Below are 15,382 nucleotides of genomic sequence, written 5' to 3' on the forward strand. Positions count from 1 at the left end.
GCCTAGGGGGGTGCGGCGGACGAACTCAAACCACTCTACGTGGCGACATTTGGCGTTATCAGATGACAAACGCCACGAATCATGTGCGTGAATAACGAAGTTGGAAGCGGAGCTTTCCGATCGATCCATGGTAAGTGGGCGTGTCTTCCTTCGGATTCAAGATCCAGGGGGCGATTCTTCGCCGAACGGCCGGTCGGCAACGCCGCGTTGACCCGCGCAGAGCCCCTGTATAACGATCACGCTCTGTGAACTACCTCACAGGGCGTACGGGCATACCCCGGCGGACTACCATCACCACATGACCTGTGTGCTGCTCGCCGAGGACGATCCGGCGATCTCCGAACCCCTCGCCCGGGCCCTGCGACGCGAGGGCTATGAGGTGCTCGTCCGCGAGGACGGTCCGACCGCACTGGCCGCCGGCCTCACCGAGGAGGTCGACCTCGTCGTCCTCGACCTCGGCCTGCCCGAGATGGACGGCCTGGAGGTCTGCCGCCGCCTGCGCGCGGACGGCAAGAGCTGCCCGGTGCTGGTGCTGACCGCGCGCGCGGACGAGGTCGACACGGTGGTCGGCCTGGACGCCGGCGCCGACGACTACGTCACCAAGCCCTTCCGCCTGGCCGAACTGCTCGCCCGCGTCCGGGCCCTGCTCCGGCGCGGCAACGTCGACCAGCTGACCACCGGCGCGCACGGCGTGAAGATCGACATCGAGTCGCACCGCGCCTGGCTCGGCGAGGAGGAGCTGACGCTCTCCGCCAAGGAGTTCGAGCTGCTGCGCGTGCTCGTCCGGGACGCCGGCCGGGTGGTCACCCGCGAGGAGATCATGCGGCAGGTCTGGGACACCACCTGGTGGACCTCCACCAAGACCCTCGACATGCACATCTCCTGGCTCCGCAAGAAGCTCGGCGACGACGCGGCGAACCCGCGCTACATCGCCACCGTGCGCGGGGTGGGCTTCCGGTTCGAGAAGAATTAGCCCCCGAGCGGGACACCACGGCCGGGCACCGGCCGACACAGCGGAACACTCGGGGAGCGGCAGCGTGAAACGCCGGATGATCAACTCGCTGCTGGGCGTCGTCCTGGTGGTGGTCGTGGTGTTCTGCGTACCGCTCGCCCTGGTCGAGAAGCGCACCATCGTCAACGCCGCCCGGGACCGGGTCGACGCGACCGCCGTCCGGGTGCTCGACCTGGTCGAGGGCCGGATCGGCGCCAAGGAGCCGGTGAACAGCCGCTCCTTCGAGAGCCAGGTGACCGGGGGCAGCTACGTCGAGGTGCAGCTCCCGGGCCTGGACGTGGTCTCGGCCGGGGAGCGCCCGGCCGGGGACCACCTGCTGAAGGCCGTCGAGCGCGGCAGCAGCAGCGGCGTGATCGTCACCGTCGAGCAGTCCCGCGAGGACGTCGACCACGAGATCGCCAACATGCTGCTGCTGCTCGGCGTGGTCGCCCTGCTGGCCGTCCAGGCCGCCGTGGCGCTCGCCGTCTGGCAGGCCAAGCGGCTCGCCCGCCCGCTCACCGACCTCGCCGAGATCGCCGAACGGCTCGGCTCCGGCGACCCCCGCCCGCGCGACCGCCGCTACGGCGTGCCCGAACTCGACCGGGTCGCCGAGGTGCTGGACACCAGCGCCGAGCGGATCGCCCGGATGCTCACCGCCGAGCGCCGGCTCGCCGCCGACGCCTCGCACCAGCTGCGCACCCCGCTCACCGCGCTCTCCATGCGGCTGGAGGAGATCACCGCGCTCGCCGAGGACCCGGAGACCGTCCGGGAGGAGGCGACCATCGCCCTCCAGCAGGTCGAGCGGCTCACCGACGTCGTCCAGCGGCTGCTCACCACCCAGCGCGACCCGCGCAGCCCCACCGCCGTCGCCTTCGACCTGGACGACGTCATCAAGCAGCAGGTGGAGGAGTGGGGCCCGACGCTGCGCGAGCGCGGCCGGGTGCTCTCGCTGGAGGGCCTGCGCGGGATCACCGCGGTCGGCACCCCGGGGACGGTCGCCCAGGTGCTGGCGACCCTGATCGAGAACTCGCTGATGCACGGCGCCGGGACGATCACCGTGCGGGTCCGGCCCTCCGGCACCTCGGCGGTCGTCGAGGTGCAGGACCAGGGCCCGGGCGTGCCGGCCGACCTCGGCAACCGGGTGTTCGAGCGCGCGGTCAGCGGCCGCAACTCCACCGGGATCGGCCTGGCCGTCGCCCGCGACCTCGCGGAGGCGGACGGCGGCCGGCTGGAACTGCTCTCGCTGCGGCCGCCGGTCTTCGCGCTCTTCCTCGGCCGCAGCCACGAGGACTGAGCCGCGGCCACGCGGACTGACCCGCGGCCATGAGGACTGAGCGGCGGCCACGAGGACCGAGCCGAGGTCATACGGACCGAACAGGCGCCCGGGGCCGTCACTCGGCCTTGGCGTACCGGATCTGCTCGGCGGCCAGCATCAGCTCGGCCTGGGCGGCCAGCTCGTGGCCGGTTCCGGCGGCCTGCGCGGGCACCTCGACGGGTTCGGGCAGCGCCTTGAAGACCCAGGTGCGGTAGGAGAAGAAGCGGAACAGGGTGCCGAGGCCGGTGCCGAACGCCTTGGAGACGTTGTAGGCGAGCGTGCCGTGCAGGCCGAGAGTGTAGGTCGCGAACCAGACGGTGCCGTTCTCGATGAGCATCCCGACACCACTGAAGATCAGGAAGAGCGTGATCTCACGTCGGCGCGAGGCCGCGTCGCTGTCGCGGTAGACCCAGTAGCGGTACCCGAGGTAGTTGGCGGCGATGGCCACGGCCGTCCCGATCACCGAGCAGCGCACGGGCGCCCAGCCGGTCAGGTGCAGGACGGCGTTGGACACGCCGAAGTTCACGAAGACGCCGACCAGGCCGACGATGCCGAACTTCACCACCTCGCCCGACAGCCCGCGCAGCTTCTGCACGAGCGTGGGCTTCGAAGCTTCGGTCGTCGCCATACCGGGCTGCCTCCATGTACCTGCGGGACGAAAGGGTGTCCCATCGGGCCGGAGCCACCCCTTGAGTCCTGCGTGCACGCACATGATCAGATCGCGGTGACGAGGACCTAGCCGTCCAGGCTACCCGCTTCCATCGAACAGCTCAGCCGTCCGGAGCGGGGGTTGACATCTACGCGCGTCCAGTACTCACGGCCCGCAGGCGGCTCCACCACCTCCCACCGGCCCGGATATCCTGGGCCGCGTGACTTCCCCGGGCAATGTGAATTTTCCAGTGGTGGGCATGATCGGCGGCGGGCAGTTGGCCCGCATGGCACACCAGGCGGGCATCCCGCTGGGGGTCAGGTTCAAACTCCTCGCCGACACTCCCCAGGACTCCGCCGCGCAGGTCGTCTCCGAGGTCGTCCTCGGTGACTACCGCGACCTCGACACCCTGCGCGCCTTCGCCGCCGGCTGCGACGTGATCACCTTCGACCACGAGCACGTGCCGACCGAGCACCTGCGCGCCCTGGAGGCGGACGGCATCGCCGTGCGCCCCGGCCCGGAGGCCCTGGTCAACGCCCAGGACAAGGGCGTGATGCGGGCCAAGCTGGACTCCATCGACGTGCCCTGCCCCCGGCACCGGCTGGTCGCCGACCCCGCCGACGTGACCGCTTTCGCGAACGAGGGCGCCGGCTACCCCGTCGTCCTGAAGACCGTCCGCGGCGGCTACGACGGCAAGGGCGTCTGGGTCGTCGACGACGAGCAGCAGGCGCACGCGCCGTTCCTCGCCGGCGTCCCGGTGCTGGCCGAGGAGAAGGTCGACTTCGTCCGCGAGCTCGCCGCCAACGTCGTCCGCTCGCCCAGCGGCCAGGCCGTCGCCTACCCGGTCGTCGAGAGCGTCCAGGAGAACGGCGTCTGCGCCGAGGTCACCGCCCCCGCGCCGGACCTCGACCCGGCCCTCTCCGACGAGGCCCAGCAGCTCGCCCTGCGGATCGCCGGCGAGCTCGGCATCGTCGGCCACCTCGCCGTCGAGCTGTTCCAGACCCGGGACGGCCGCATCCTCGTCAACGAGCTCGCCATGCGCCCGCACAACTCCGGGCACTGGACCCAGGACGGCGCGGTCACCTCGCAGTTCGAGAACCACCTGCGGGCCGTCCTCGACCTCCCGCTCGGCGACCCCCGGCCGCGCGCCAAGTGGACCGTCATGGTCAACGTCCTCGGCGGCGACTACCCGGACATGTACCACGCCTTCCTGCACTGCATGGCCCGCGACCCGGGCCTGCGCATCCACATGTACGGGAAGGACGTGAAGCCCGGCCGCAAGGTCGGCCACGTCAACGTCTTCGGGGACGACCTCGACGACGTCCGCGAGCGCGCCCGCCATGCGGCCGCCTACCTGCGAGGAACGATCACCGAATGACTTCCCCTGTCGTTGGCATCGTGATGGGCTCGGACTCCGACTGGCCCGTCATGGAGGCCGCCGCCCAGGCCCTCGACGAGTTCGAGATCCCCTACGAGGTGGACGTCGTCTCCGCGCACCGGATGCCGCGCGAGATGGTCGAGTACGGCGAGAACGCCCACCGGCGCGGCCTGAAGGCGATCATCGCCGGCGCCGGCGGCGCCGCCCACCTGCCGGGCATGCTGGCCTCCGTCACTCCGCTGCCGGTCATCGGCGTGCCGGTGCCGCTGCGCTACCTGGACGGCATGGACAGCCTGCTCTCGATCGTCCAGATGCCGGCCGGCGTCCCGGTGGCGACCGTCTCGGTGGCCGGCGCGCGCAACGCGGGCCTGCTCGCGGTGCGCATGCTCGCCGCGTTCGACCCCGAGCTCACCGAGCGGATGACCGACTTCCAGGCCGAGCTGAACAGCCAGGCCACCGAGAAGGGCAAGAAGCTGCGCGCCAAGGTGGCCGGTTCCGGCTCCTTCGGCTTCGGCAAGTAACCCCGCGGGCGGGGTTGGGGTAGAACAGCTCGCATGACCTCTGAGCTGGACTCCCCGACCCCGCTGGACCGGGCCCGCGCCCTGCTGCGCACCGCCCCCGTGGTGGACGGCCACAACGACCTCCCGTGGGCGATGCGCGAGCACGCCGGGTACGACCTCGGCGCGGTCGACCTCGCCGCCGACCAGAGCGACCGCCTGCACACCGACCTCGCCCGCCTCGCGGAGGGCGGGGTCGGCGCGCAGTTCTGGTCCGTCTACGTGCCCGCCTCGCTGGCCGGCGACCACGCCGTCAGCGCCACCCTGGAGCAGGTCGACTTCGTCCACGCCCTGGTCGAGCGCTACCCCGACCGCCTCCGCCTGGCCCGTACCGCCGCGGACGTCGAGGCCGCCCGCGCCGAGGGCCGGATCGCCTCGCTGATGGGCGCCGAGGGCGGCCACTCCATCGACTGCTCGCTCGCCACCCTGCGGGCCCTGTACGAGCTCGGCGTGCGCTACCTGACGCTCACCCACAACGACAACGTGCCGTGGGCCGACTCCGCGACCGACAAGCCGGCGGCCGGCGGCCTGACCCGGTTCGGCGAGGAGGTCGTCCGGGAGATGAACCGGCTCGGCATGCTGGTCGACCTCTCGCACGTCTCCGCCGACACCATGCGCGACGCCCTGCGGGTCACCGAGGCGCCCGTGGTCTTCTCGCACTCCTCCGCCCGCGCCGTCTGCGACCACCCGCGCAACATCCCGGACGACGTGCTCGCCCAGCTGCCGGCCAACGGCGGCGTGGCGATGGCCACCTTCGTGCCGAAGTTCATCCTGCCCGCCGCCATCGAGTGGACGCTGGCCGCCGACGAGAACATGCGCGCCCACGGCTTCCACCCGCTGGACACCACCCCGCCCGCCATGGCGTGCCAGCGCGCCTTCGAGGCCGCCCACCCGCGCCCGATCGCCACCCCGGCCACCGTCGCCGACCACCTCGACCACATGCGCGAGGTCGCCGGCATCGACCACATCGGCATCGGCGGCGACTTCGACGGCACCGCCTTCCTGCCGGACGGCCTCGACTCGGTGGCCGGCTACCCCAACCTGGTCGCCGAACTCCTCGGCCGGCACTGGTCGGAGGCCGACCTGGCCAAGCTCACCTGGCACAACGCCGTCCGCGTCCTGCGCGACGCCGAGTCGGTGGCGGCTTCCCTGCGCGCCACCCGCCGCCCGTCCATCGCCACCATCGGCCGGCTGGACGGCGGCGCCGACTCCTAGTCCAGCAGCGGGATCTCGATGGCCGGGCACTTGTCCATCACCATGGCGAGCCCGGCCGCCCGCGTCCGCCCGTACGCGGCCTCGTCCACCACGCCCAGCTGGAACCAGACCGCCTTCGCCCCCACCGCCACCGCCTGGTCGGCCACCTCGCCGGCCAGCGCGCTGTTCACGAAGACGTCCACCACGTCGACCGGGAACGGGATCTCGGCGAGCGAGGCGTACCCCTGCTCCCCGAGGACCGTCTCGGCCTTCGGGTGCACCGGCACGATCCGCTTGCCGTACTTCTGCAGCACCCGCGCCACCCCGTACGCGGCCCGGGCCGTGTTGGTGGACAGGCCCACCACCGCCCAGGTGTCGCCACTGCCGGTCAGGATCTCGCGGACCGCCGCCTCGTCGCCGTAGCTCGTCATACCGGTGACAACGGCATACCCCCGAGGGGGATTCCCGCCCCCGGAGGGCCGGTGGGGGTCAGCTGGGGCGGCCGAGGGCGCGGTAGGTCCAGCCGGCGGCGCGCCAGGCGTCGGCGTCGAGGACGTTGCGGCCGTCGAGGAGGCGGCGTTCGGCGACGACGGCGCCGAGCTCGGCCGGGTCCAGCTCGCGGAACTCGGCCCACTCGGTGAGGTGGAGGACGACGTGGGCGCCCTCGGCGGCTTCCAGGGCGGAGTCCGCGTAGGTGAGCGAGGGGAACATCTTGCGCGCGTTGTCCACGGCCTTCGGGTCGTAGACGGTGACCTGGGCGCCCTGGAGCTGGATCTGGGCGGCCACGTTGAGCGCGGGGGAGTCCCGGATGTCGTCCGAGTTGGGCTTGAACGCGGCGCCGAGCACGGCGACCCGGCGGCCCAGGAAGCCGCCGCCGCACTGCTCGCGGGCCAGCTCGACCATCCGGGAGCGGCGCCGCATGTTGATCGAGTCGACCTCGCGCAGGAAGGTCAGCGCCTGGTCGGCCCCCAGCTCGCCGGCCCGGGCCATGAACGCCCGGATGTCCTTGGGCAGGCAGCCGCCGCCGAAGCCGAGGCCGGAGTTGAGGAACTTGCGGCCGATCCGCTCGTCGTGCCCGAGGGCGGTGGAGAGCATCGTGACGTCGGCGCCGGCCGCCTCGCAGACCTCGGCCATCGCGTTGATGAAGGAGATCTTGGTGGCCAGGAAGGAGTTCGCGGCGGCCTTCACCAGCTCGGAGGTCGCGTAGTCGGTGACCAGGAACGGCACCCCGGCGGCGATCGGCTCGGCGTACACCTCGCGCAGCAGCTGCTCGGCCCGCTCGCTCCGCGCGCCGACCACGATCCGGTCCGGCCGCAGGGTGTCCTGGACGGCGAACCCCTCGCGCAGGAACTCCGGGTTCCAGGCCAGCTCGGCGCCCTCGCCGACCGGCGCCAGCGCGGCCAGCCGCTCGGCCAGCCGGGCCGCCGAACCGACCGGCACGGTGGACTTGCCGACCACCAGGACGGGCCGGGTCAGGTGCGGCGCCAGGCCCTCGATCGCGGCGTCCACGTAGGACATGTCGGCCGCGAACTCGCCCTTGCGCTGCGGGGTGTTGACGCAGACGAAGTGCACGTCGGCGAACTCCGCGACCTCCTCGACGGAGGTGGTGAAGCGCAGCCGCCCGGTCGAACCCCGGTGCCCGGCCACGTGCTTGACCAGCAGCTCGGACAGCCCCGGCTCGTACATCGGGACGCGGCCGGCGGTCAGTGTGGCGATCTTGTCCGGGTCGATGTCCAGGCCCAGCACCTCGAAGCCGAACTCGGCCATCGCGGCGGCATGCGTGGCGCCGAGGTAGCCGGTGCCGATCACGGAGATGCGGAGGGTCACGGGGTCCCCTTTGGTACGGGTTCGACCAGGACAGGTGCCCCCAGATGCTATCCGCCCCGGCGGCCGCTCCCGGGGGCCGCCCGCTCGCCCGGACCTCCTAGGCAGCCGCAGGTCGGAGCCCTAGGATCGGTACTGAACGGTAGTTAACCGCAGAATCGACGCCGGTCGGGCTCCGACCGGCACGGTCACTGGACGACGAGGCAGGCATCATGGCGGGCAGCGCGGGCGCGGCGGACTTCGACCTCTTCCGGATCTCCGAGGAGCACCAGATGCTTCGCGAGGCGGTGCGTTCGCTGGCCGAGGCGAAGATCGCTCCGTATGCGGCGGAGGTGGACGAGCAGGGTCGGTTCCCGCAGGAGGCGTTGGACGCGCTGACGGCGAACGATCTGCACGCGGTGCACGTGCCGGAGGAGTTCGGTGGTGCGGGGGCGGACGCGTTGGCGACGGTGATCGTGATCGAGGAGGTCGCGCGGGTGTGCGTGTCCTCGTCGTTGATTCCGGCGGTGAACAAGCTGGGGTCGTTGCCGGTGCAGTTGTCGGGTTCGCCGGAGTTGAAGGCGAAGTACCTGGGTGCGCTGGCGCGGGGTGAGGGGATGTTCTCGTACTGCCTGTCGGAGCCGGAGGCGGGTTCGGACGCGGCGGGGATGTCGACGCGGGCGGTGCGGGACGGTGACTTCTGGGTGCTGAACGGTGTGAAGCGCTGGATCACCAATGCGGGGGTGTCGGAGTTCTACACGGTGATGGCGGTGACGGACCCGGAGAAGCGTTCGAAGGGGATCTCGGCGTTCGTGGTGGAGAAGGGCGACGCGGGGGTGTCGTTCGGGGCTCCGGAGAAGAAGTTGGGGATCAAGGGGTCGCCGACGCGTGAGGTGTACTTCGACAACGTGCGGATTCCGGCGGATCGGATGATCGGTGCGGAGGGGACGGGGTTCGCGACGGCGATGCGGACGTTGGACCACACGCGGGTGACGATCGCGGCGCAGGCGGTGGGTGTGGCGCAGGGTGCGCTGGACTACGCGAAGAACTACGTGCGGGAGCGCAAGCAGTTCGGGAAGCCGATCGGTGACTTCCAGGGGATCCAGTTCATGTTGGCGGACATGGCGATGAAGCTGGAGGCGGCGCGGCAGATGACGTACGTGGCGGCGGCGAAGTCGCAGCGGCAGGACGGTGATCTGACGTTCTTCGGTGCGGCGGCGAAGTGCTTCGCGTCGGACGTGGCGATGGAGGTGACCACGGACGCGGTGCAGCTGCTGGGTGGGTACGGGTACACCCGGGACTACCCGTTGGAGCGGATGATGCGGGACGCGAAGATCACGCAGATCTACGAGGGCACCAACCAGGTCCAGCGCATCGTGATGGCCCGCAACCTGCCGTAACGCCCCCGCGAACCGACGCCCCGGAGCCCCCGGCCGATTCCCCCACGGCCGGGGGCTCCGGCGTTCCCGGACGCGGCCGTTCGGCGCCGATCGGCCTGGTGTATGAATGATCGTCAACTTCCCTGTGGTTCAGCAGAGTACGGAGGAACACGATGACCGAGCAGCAGGAGACCGCCGGCCGGGTGTGGCTGATCACCGGCGCCAACTCCGGTTTCGGCCAGGCCGTCGCCGAGGCCGCGCTGGCCGCCGGCGACACCGTGGTCGCCGCCGCCCGCCGCCCCGAGACGCTGTCCGGGCTGGCGGCCGCCCACCCCGGCCGGGTCGTCCCGGTCCGCCTCGACGTCACCGACCAGGCGCAGATCGCCGCCGCCGTCGACGAGACGCTCGCGCGCTTCGGCCGGGTCGACGTCCTGGTCAACAACGCCGGGCGCGGCCTGATCGGCGCCGTCGAGGAGTCCACCGACCGCGAGCTGCGGGACCTCATGGAGCTGCACTTCTTCGGCCCGGCCGCGCTGACCCGGGCCGTGCTGCCGCACATGCGGGCCCGGGGCTCGGGCGCGGTGGTGCAGATGAGCAGCATGGGCGGCCGCTTCTCCTTCCCCGGCGTGGGCGCCTACTCGGCGACCAAGTTCGCCCTGGAGGGGCTGTCCGAGGCGCTGGCCAAGGAGGTGGCCGGCTTCGGGATCAAGGTGCTGATCGTCGAGCCCGGCGCCTTCCGGACCGGCTTCGCGGGCGGCGGCGCGCTCGCCCACTCCGCCCCGATCGGGGCGTACGACCCGATCGTCGGCCCGGTCCGCACCGGGCTGCCGGACAGCGACGGCAAGCAGCCCGGCGACCCGGTGAAGGCCGCCGAGGCGATCCTGGCGGCCCTGGCCGCCGAGCCGACCCCGCTGCGGCTCGCGCTCGGCAGCGACGCCGTGGACGGCGTCCTCGCCAACCTCGACGGCGCCCGCGAGGAGCTCGGGGCCTGGGAGGCTGTCGGCCGCGGCACCGACTTCCCGGCCGGCGCCTGACCGAAATCCCGGTGCCTGACCGAAATCCCGGTGACGGCGGGCGGCCCCGCTCTCTAGGCTGCCCGCCGTGTCCACCCATGCGCTGCGCCTCGCCGAACTCACCCCCGCCACCATCGACGCCGCCCTCGCCCTGCGGGTGCGTCCCGACCAGGAGCACCTGGTCGCGCCGGTGGCCACGTCCCTGGCGGAGGCGTACGTGCACGGCGACACCGCCTGGCCCCGGCTGATCCTGGACGGCGAGCGGCCGGTCGGCTTCGTGATGGCCTTCTTCGACGTCCGCTTCGACCCCGAGCGGCCGGACGACCGCCCCCGCTCGGGCCTGTGGCGGCTGCTGATCGACGCCGGGCAGCAGCGCGGCGGCTACGGCCGCTTCGCCGTCGAGCAGGTCTGCGCCGAGGTCCGCCGCCGCGGCGGCACCCGCGCCACCGTCACCTACCACCCCGGGCCGGACGGCCCCGAGGCCTTCTACGCCGGCCTGGGCTTCCGCCCGACCGGCGAGCTCAGCGGCGACCAGGCCGTCGCCGAGCGGGAGTTGGAGCCCCTGGAGTAGGGTCCCGGTCCGTGACCAGCGAACCGGAGTTCCTCACCGAGACCAGGGCGTTCTACGACGCCGTCGCCGTCGAGTACACCGACATGTTCGGGGGCCTGATGGCCTCCTCCCCGATGGACCGGGCGGTGCTCGCGCTCTTCGCCGAGCTGGTGCGCGCCGAGCGGCCGGACGGCAAGGTGGCCGAACTCGGCTGCGGCTCGGGCCGGGTGACCGGCCACCTGCACGGGCTCGGCCTCGACGTCTCCGGTGTGGACCTCTCGCCGGGGATGATCGAGCTGGCCCGGCGGGACCACCCGCAGGTGCCGTTCCGGGTCGGCTCGCTGTTCGACCTCCCGTACGGCGACGGTGAGTTGACCGGCGCGCTGGCCTGGTACTCGATCATCCACACCCCGGCCGAGCGGCTGCCGCCGGTCTTCACCGAGTTCGCCCGGGTGCTGGCCCCCGGCGGCCACCTGGTGCTGGCCTTCCAGGTCGGCGACGAACCGTCCCGCCAGGACCGCCCGTTCGGCCACCCGGTGTCGCTGGACTTCCGCCGGCTGCGGCCGGAGCGGGTGGAGGAGCTGCTCCGGGAGGCCGGCCTGCGGGTCACCTCCCGTACGGTCCGCGAGGCGAGCACCGGCGAGAAGACCCCGCAGGCCTACCTGCTGGCCCGCAAGCCCGCGGCCTAGGAAGAACTAGGCGGCGGGATCCGCGGTGGCCCCGGCGATCACCTCGTCCAGCACGTCCCGCGAGCGCAGCAGGTCGGTGATCATCCGGTCGATCCGGGCCCGCTCCGCGACGAGTTCGTCGACGAGCAGCGGGGTCGCGATCGCGCTGGGGCCGCCGTCGGCGTCCCGCATGCAGGGGAGGAGCTTGAAGATGGTGCGGCTGTGCAGCCCGGCCGCGAAGAGCTCCTGGATGTGGACCACCCGGTCCACCGCCATCTCCGGGTACTCCCGGTGGCCGCCCCGGGTGCGCCGGGCGACCAGCAGGCCCTGCTGCTCGTAGTAGCGCAGCGAGCGCTCGCTCACGCCGGTCCGCCGGGCCAGTTCACCGATCCGCATGCCGCCCACCCCGCCCGTCCGATCGAAGGCTTGAACCCGCCATGGATCGTAGCCCCGCCGGATAACACGCCGCCCTGACCTCGGGCCCCGAGGGGGTGGCGCGCGTGGCCCGGCCGGTCGTGCCATGATCCCTGCATGGCTTCCAACGTTTTCTTCGACATCGAGATCGACGGCGTGCCGTCGGGCCGCATCGTCTTCAAGCTGTACGACGACGTCGTCCCGAAGACCGCCCAGAACTTCCGCGAGCTGGCCACCGGCCAGAACGGCTTCGGCTACGAGGGCTCCGGCTTCCACCGCGTGATCCCCGCCTTCATGCTGCAGGGCGGTGACTTCACCAACCACAACGGCACCGGCGGCAAGAGCATCTACGGCGAGAAGTTCGCGGACGAGAACTTCCAGCTCAAGCACAGCAAGCCGGGCCTGCTGTCGATGGCCAACGCCGGCCGCAACACCAACGGCTCGCAGTTCTTCATCACCACCATCGTGACCGACTGGCTGGACGGCAAGCACGTCGTCTTCGGCGAGGTCGTCGAGGGCATGGACGTGGTCAAGCTGATCGAGTCCAAGGGCTCGCAGAGCGGCCGCACCTCGGCCAAGGTCACCATCGCCAAGTCGGGCGTGGTCGAGTAATCACCGCCCCCACGGGAGCGGATGACGCGTACCGCCCCGGAGTGGGAAGTCGGCAGGTCCGACTTCCCACTCCGGGGCGGTGGCGTTTCGGCGGTGGCCCTTCTCAGGGCGCGCGGACGGCCTGGGCGGGCACCCAGTCCTCCCGCACGCCGACCTTCCGGGCCGGCACCCCGGCCCAGACCTCGCCGGGCCCGGTCGAGCGGGTGAGCACCGCGTTGGCGCCGACGACGGTGCCCGCGCCCACGGTCAGCACGCCCTCCTTGCACACCACCTTGGCGCCCGCGCACAGCACCGCGCCGTCCTCGACCACCACCCGCCGCATCGGGCTGAGCTCCTGCGGCACCCACGGGTCGGCCCGGCCGATGGTGACGCCGTTGTAGAGCGTCACGCCGGCGCCGAGCGTGGTGTACGGATGCAGCACGGTACCGAAGCCGCGGTGGAAGACGGTCAGCCCGGGCCCGATCTCGCAGGCGGCGGGCACCTCCATGCCGTAGAGCGCGAGCGCCTCCTGGACCAGGCGGCCCAGGAGGCGGTGGCGACGGCGGTAGACGAGTGCGGAGACGAGTGACATCCACACATTGTGACGTCACGGGTACTTCACGTCACCGTTACTTGAAGTCCGGCACGGCGGTGTCGTTCTTGAAGGCGTCGAAGACCTGCTTGGACTTGGCGGCGTCCCACTGCACGGCGGACTCGCCGGTCTTGGTCCGGAAGTCCGGGTTGCCGATCGGCACGGTGAGGCTCTTGCCGCTGCCGCCGTTGACGTCCTTCATGGCGAGGAACATCGAGCCGAGGTCGGTCAGCCCGCAGTCCTCGTCGACGATCAGGGTGCCGAGCGCCGAGTCGACCAGCGGGTAGAAGGTGAACGGGTTCAGCAGGTTGCCGGGGGAGGCGGCCTGGTGGGCCAGCGCCCCGAGGAACTTCTGCTGGTTGCGCATCCGGCCGAGGTCCTGGTCGGCCATCTGGTGGCGCTGGCGGACGAAGGCGAGCGCCTGCTTGCCGTTCAGGGTCTGGTCGCCGGCCTTGAGGTCCAGGCCGGAGTCCTTGTCCTTGATGTCCTGGTCGATGTGCATCTCGACGCCGCCGATCGAGTCGACGATGCCCGCGAAGCCGGCGAAGCCGATCTCCGCGTAGTGGTCGATGCGCAGGCCGGTGTTCTGCTCGACGGTCTGCACCAGCAGGCGGCCGCCGCCGTTGTTGAACGCCGAGTTGATCTTCGAGGTGGTGGCCTTGACGGTCTTGCCGTTGCCGCCCTGGTGCTCCGGGATCGGCACCCAGGAGTCGCGCGGGATGCTCATCAGGGTGTTCCCGCCGTCCCCGATGTGCAGGACCATCATCGAGTCGCTGCGCTTGCCCTCGACGTCGTGGCCGGTGTGCATGTCCTCCATCTGGGCGTCGGTGAGGCCCTCGCGGCTGTCCGAGCCGACGATCAGCCAGTTGGTGCCCTTCCCGGCCGCCGGGCGCCCCGGGTAGTCGGCCAGCACGTTCTCGTGGTTGAGCTTGGAGTCGGCCCAGAAATAGGTGGAGACGGCGGTCACCATGACGGCGATCAGCACGCCGAACACCGACCACTTGACGATCCGCCGCCGCGGCCAGCGCCGGGCCGGCGCACCGGCCGGCCGCGCCCCGCCGGGCCCGCCCGGACGCCCGGGGCCACCCGGGCCACCCGGACCGCCGGGCCCGCCCGGGTACCCCGCGCCGGGCCGCGCGTCCGGAGCACCCGTCCCCTGCGCCGGGACGCCGCCGACCGGCCGGGGCGGCTCCGGCCGCCGCGGTGCGGGCGCCCCCGCTCCGCGCGGGTTCAGCGAGGCCGGCAGCGGCGGCTCGGCCGCGCCGCCTCCGCCGTTGCCGCCGTACGGGTTCCCGCCGCCCCCCGGGCGGCCCTCCTGCCAGGTGTTCATGCCGACGAGGATGCCCGACCCCGCCCGCGGTGACTCCCCTCGGGGTGCCCTCCAGGCCTCTTGTAGCAGTTTTGATGCACGTACCGGATCGTTCCGCCGCAACGTCCGGACACCCGCCGTTCCGGCTGCTGAAACGATTCTTGACCGGCTCGAACACCGCGTGTTTGCATCGTCGGCATGGTTCAGCGTTGGGCACTCACGCGTCGGCGGCACGTCGACCTGCGCCGTGGTGTGGCCAGCTCGCTCTGTCGCGGCTGAGGCGCCCGCCCAGCACGCCGCCCCCGAGCAGCCCCGAGCACCCGCCGCTTCCACCCGTCAGAGGTGAACCATGGCCACCGTCCTGTCCGTGTCCGGCTCCCCGTCCGCGACCTCCCGCACCACCCGCCTGCTGCGCCACGTCGACGCGCAGCTCGCCGACCGCGGCCACCACGTCGTCCCGTTCGAGGCCCGCAGCCTGCCCGCGCACGCCCTGCTGTCCGGCGACTTCGACCACCCCGAGATCGTCGCCGTCACCGAGCTGTTCGCCCGGGCGGACGGCGTCGTCGTCGGCACCCCCGTCTACAAGGCCGCCTACTCGGGCCTGCTGAAGGCCCTGCTGGACGTGCTCCCGCAGTACGCCCTGGCCGGCAAGGCCGTCCTGCCGCTGGCCACCGGCGGCTCGCCCGCGCACGTCCTCGCCGTCGACTACGCGCTGCGCCCGGTGCTCAGCTCGATGGGCGCCGGCCACATCACCCAGGGCTGGTTCGTGCTCGACCGCCACATCACCGCCGGGGAGGACGGCTCCACCCGGGTCGAGCGCGAGTCGGACGCGCTGCTGGCCCCGGTCGTGGCCGGCTTCGCGACGGCCCTGGAGCGGCTCTCCGTACCCGCACTGACCTGCGGCTGAGCCCCGTACGGGGCGTCCCCGAGACGGGCGGCGGCGACCCCTAGGGGGAGGGGCGCCGCACCCCGTAGAACC

The 15,382-nt window shown here is 72.0% G+C and carries 17 protein-coding genes; 11 read left to right on the plus strand and 6 right to left on the minus strand.

Going from position 1 to position 15,382, the window contains the following annotated elements:
• Positions 1-298: 298 nt before the first annotated feature.
• Both AB2U05_RS20375 and AB2U05_RS20380 read left to right on the plus strand, forming a co-directional pair.
• The gene (locus tag AB2U05_RS20375) at positions 299-973 is read left to right on the plus strand and encodes a response regulator transcription factor (protein ID WP_030290974.1); all 675 of its coding nucleotides are present in this window, start codon (positions 299-301) and stop codon (positions 971-973) included.
• 64 nt (positions 974-1,037) lie between these two features.
• Entirely contained in the window at positions 1,038-2,285 is a 1,248-nt protein-coding gene (locus AB2U05_RS20380; protein WP_045693385.1) for an ATP-binding protein, read from the plus strand.
• A 97-nt stretch (positions 2,286-2,382) separates the two neighbouring features.
• On the opposite strand, the gene AB2U05_RS20385 is transcribed toward AB2U05_RS20380, so the two are convergent.
• A complete protein-coding gene (locus AB2U05_RS20385) occupies positions 2,383-2,934 on the minus strand; it encodes a GtrA family protein (protein ID WP_052706420.1) in 552 nt (183 codons plus the stop codon).
• 259 nt (positions 2,935-3,193) lie between these two features.
• Between AB2U05_RS20385 and AB2U05_RS20390 the strand changes: the two genes are divergently transcribed.
• Genes AB2U05_RS20390 through AB2U05_RS20400 form a run of 3 tightly spaced genes read left to right on the plus strand, consistent with a single transcriptional unit; the run spans position 3,194 to position 6,105 of the window.
• On the plus strand, positions 3,194-4,333 hold the full coding sequence (locus tag AB2U05_RS20390) for a 5-(carboxyamino)imidazole ribonucleotide synthase (RefSeq protein WP_045693383.1): 1,140 nt from the start codon (positions 3,194-3,196) through the stop codon (positions 4,331-4,333).
• Positions 4,330-4,854 (plus strand): 5-(carboxyamino)imidazole ribonucleotide mutase, encoded by a 525-nt coding sequence (purE, locus tag AB2U05_RS20395; RefSeq protein ID WP_045709515.1) that lies wholly within the window; start codon positions 4,330-4,332, stop codon positions 4,852-4,854. The genes AB2U05_RS20390 and purE overlap by 4 nt, the downstream gene beginning before the upstream one ends.
• Before the next feature lie 33 nt (positions 4,855-4,887).
• Complete coding sequence (locus AB2U05_RS20400; RefSeq protein ID WP_045693379.1) at positions 4,888-6,105, plus strand: dipeptidase; 1,218 nt, start codon at positions 4,888-4,890, stop codon at positions 6,103-6,105.
• Here the strand turns inward: AB2U05_RS20400 and AB2U05_RS20405 are convergent.
• Entirely contained in the window at positions 6,102-6,515 is a 414-nt protein-coding gene (locus tag AB2U05_RS20405) for a CoA-binding protein (protein WP_045693377.1), read from the minus strand. The genes AB2U05_RS20400 and AB2U05_RS20405 overlap by 4 nt on opposite strands.
• Positions 6,516-6,573: 58 nt before the next feature.
• Positions 6,574-7,911 carry a UDP-glucose/GDP-mannose dehydrogenase family protein gene (locus AB2U05_RS20410; protein ID WP_045693374.1) on the minus strand — a complete coding sequence of 446 codons (1,338 nt, stop codon included), beginning with the start codon at positions 7,909-7,911 and terminating at the stop codon, positions 6,574-6,576.
• A gap of 209 nt (positions 7,912-8,120) precedes the next feature.
• Here AB2U05_RS20410 and AB2U05_RS20415 point away from each other — a divergent pair, with 209 nt between their 5' ends.
• From AB2U05_RS20415 to AB2U05_RS20430, 4 genes are all read left to right on the plus strand, one after another.
• Complete coding sequence (locus AB2U05_RS20415; protein ID WP_369183892.1) at positions 8,121-9,287, plus strand: acyl-CoA dehydrogenase family protein; 1,167 nt, start codon at positions 8,121-8,123, stop codon at positions 9,285-9,287.
• Positions 9,288-9,439: 152 nt separating this feature from the next.
• Entirely contained in the window at positions 9,440-10,300 is an 861-nt protein-coding gene (locus AB2U05_RS20420; protein WP_045711935.1) for an oxidoreductase, read from the plus strand.
• A gap of 67 nt (positions 10,301-10,367) precedes the next feature.
• Positions 10,368-10,850: a GNAT family N-acetyltransferase gene (locus tag AB2U05_RS20425; RefSeq protein WP_369183893.1), complete on the plus strand. Its 483-nt coding sequence runs from the start codon at positions 10,368-10,370 to the stop codon at positions 10,848-10,850.
• An 11-nt stretch (positions 10,851-10,861) separates the two neighbouring features.
• On the plus strand, positions 10,862-11,518 hold the full coding sequence (locus AB2U05_RS20430) for a class I SAM-dependent methyltransferase (protein WP_369183894.1): 657 nt from the start codon (positions 10,862-10,864) through the stop codon (positions 11,516-11,518).
• 6 nt (positions 11,519-11,524) lie between these two features.
• Here the strand turns inward: AB2U05_RS20430 and AB2U05_RS20435 are convergent, their stop codons facing one another.
• Positions 11,525-11,893 (minus strand): MerR family transcriptional regulator, encoded by a 369-nt coding sequence (locus AB2U05_RS20435; protein WP_045702192.1) that lies wholly within the window; start codon positions 11,891-11,893, stop codon positions 11,525-11,527.
• A 135-nt stretch (positions 11,894-12,028) separates the two neighbouring features.
• Between AB2U05_RS20435 and AB2U05_RS20440 the strand changes: the two genes are divergently transcribed.
• A complete protein-coding gene (locus AB2U05_RS20440; protein WP_045702170.1) occupies positions 12,029-12,523 on the plus strand; it encodes a peptidylprolyl isomerase in 495 nt (164 codons plus the stop codon).
• 103 nt (positions 12,524-12,626) lie between these two features.
• Here AB2U05_RS20440 and AB2U05_RS20445 read toward each other — a convergent pair whose 3' ends face one another.
• Positions 12,627-13,094, minus strand: coding sequence for a hypothetical protein (locus AB2U05_RS20445; RefSeq protein WP_052706594.1), 468 nt, complete (start codon positions 13,092-13,094; stop codon positions 12,627-12,629).
• A gap of 37 nt (positions 13,095-13,131) precedes the next feature.
• Positions 13,132-14,424, minus strand: a complete 1,293-nt coding sequence (locus AB2U05_RS20450) for an LCP family protein (protein WP_045702168.1) — start codon at positions 14,422-14,424, stop codon at positions 13,132-13,134.
• Positions 14,425-14,752: 328 nt separating this feature from the next.
• Here AB2U05_RS20450 and ssuE point away from each other — a divergent pair, with 328 nt between their 5' ends.
• Positions 14,753-15,310 (plus strand): NADPH-dependent FMN reductase, encoded by a 558-nt coding sequence (gene ssuE / locus AB2U05_RS20455; RefSeq protein WP_369183895.1) that lies wholly within the window; start codon positions 14,753-14,755, stop codon positions 15,308-15,310.
• Positions 15,311-15,382: the final 72 nt, after the last annotated feature.

The organism is Streptomyces sp. Y1, assembly GCF_041053115.1.
GTDB lineage: Bacteria > Actinomycetota > Actinomycetes > Streptomycetales > Streptomycetaceae > Kitasatospora > Kitasatospora rubellomurina.